This is a genomic window from Haloferax sp. AB510 (genome assembly GCF_024136985.1).
Lineage (GTDB): Archaea > Halobacteriota > Halobacteria > Halobacteriales > Haloferacaceae > Haloferax.
Window position 1 is genome coordinate 1 of sequence record NZ_JAMYJY010000215.1, and the last position, 1054, is coordinate 1054.

2 pseudogenes are annotated in these 1054 nt (G+C 73.3%); both read left to right on the top strand.

Annotated features, from left to right (window positions below):
- Positions 1-708 (top strand): annotated as a pseudogene (locus tag NKF06_RS20620) (pilus assembly protein); the annotation flags it as partial.
- Positions 709-798: 90 nt separating this feature from the next.
- Positions 799-1054, top strand: a pseudogene (locus NKF06_RS20625) (hypothetical protein); the annotation flags it as partial.

Genomic DNA, 1054 nt, shown 5'->3' on the forward strand with positions numbered 1-1054 from the left:
CCCGCCCGGTCGTGGCGCTCAGAGCCCGCGTCCGCGCGGTCGAAGACGGCCTCTCCGACGCGCTCTACCTCGTCGGCCGTGCCGTCGGCGAGGGCGAGGCCGTCGAATCCGCGCTCGCCCGCGCGGCCACCTCCGTCCCGGGCGAGACGGGCGACCTACTGAACGAGGCCGTCGGCGTCCAGCGCCGCTCCGCGTGGCGTCGTCGAATCTTTCCGCGGCGAGTACGGCGTCCTCGAATCGACGCCGAGCCCCCCGCGTCGCGGGCGTGGGCCGACGCTCCTCGGACTCGCCGCCAGCGAAGGCCGCCCGCCGGCCTGCGCAATCGTTTCGATGGCCGACCAACTTTCGGCGCTCTCCCGACTCGACGCCGAGGCCCGACGCGAACTCGCGTCAGTCACGGAGACGCTGTCGAACACGGCGGCCGTCTTCGGGCCGCTCGTCGCCGGCGCGACCGTCGCGCTCGCCGACGGGATGGCCCCCGCGAAGTCGCTCGACCAGACGGCCGTCGCAACGCCGCTTTCGACCGCCGACCTCGGGCTGGCCGTCGGCGCGTACGTCCTCCTCTCGGCGGTCATCTTGACGACGCTCTCGGTCGGCGTCGAACACGGTCTCGACCGCCACCTCGTTGCCTCCCGCGTCGGCCGCGCGCTCGCGTCGGCGACGACGACGTTCGCAGTCGCATTCGCCGCCGCGGGAACACTCGTCTGAGTCGCGGTCTTCGCGGCGCTCGTCACCGGTTTCGTTTCCGTCGCCGTCTCGTGCTGAGGTTTATATACTCGGACGGGACCACCCCGGTCCATGCTCGACGCACCGCTCGATACGCTCTACACGTGGGCCGCGCTCTCGCTGGCCGTGACCGTCCTCGTCGGGACGGTCGCCGGCCTCCCGACGACACCCGCGCCCGACGCCTCGGGAGTCGCCGACGCCGTCGACGCCGTGGCCGTCGCCGAGTACGACGCGACCGCCGAACACGACCTCGATGCCGACGCCGTCCGCCTCGGCGCGCACCGAATCGGCCCTACCGAACGCGCGGCGGCGCGGCCACATCGCCGTC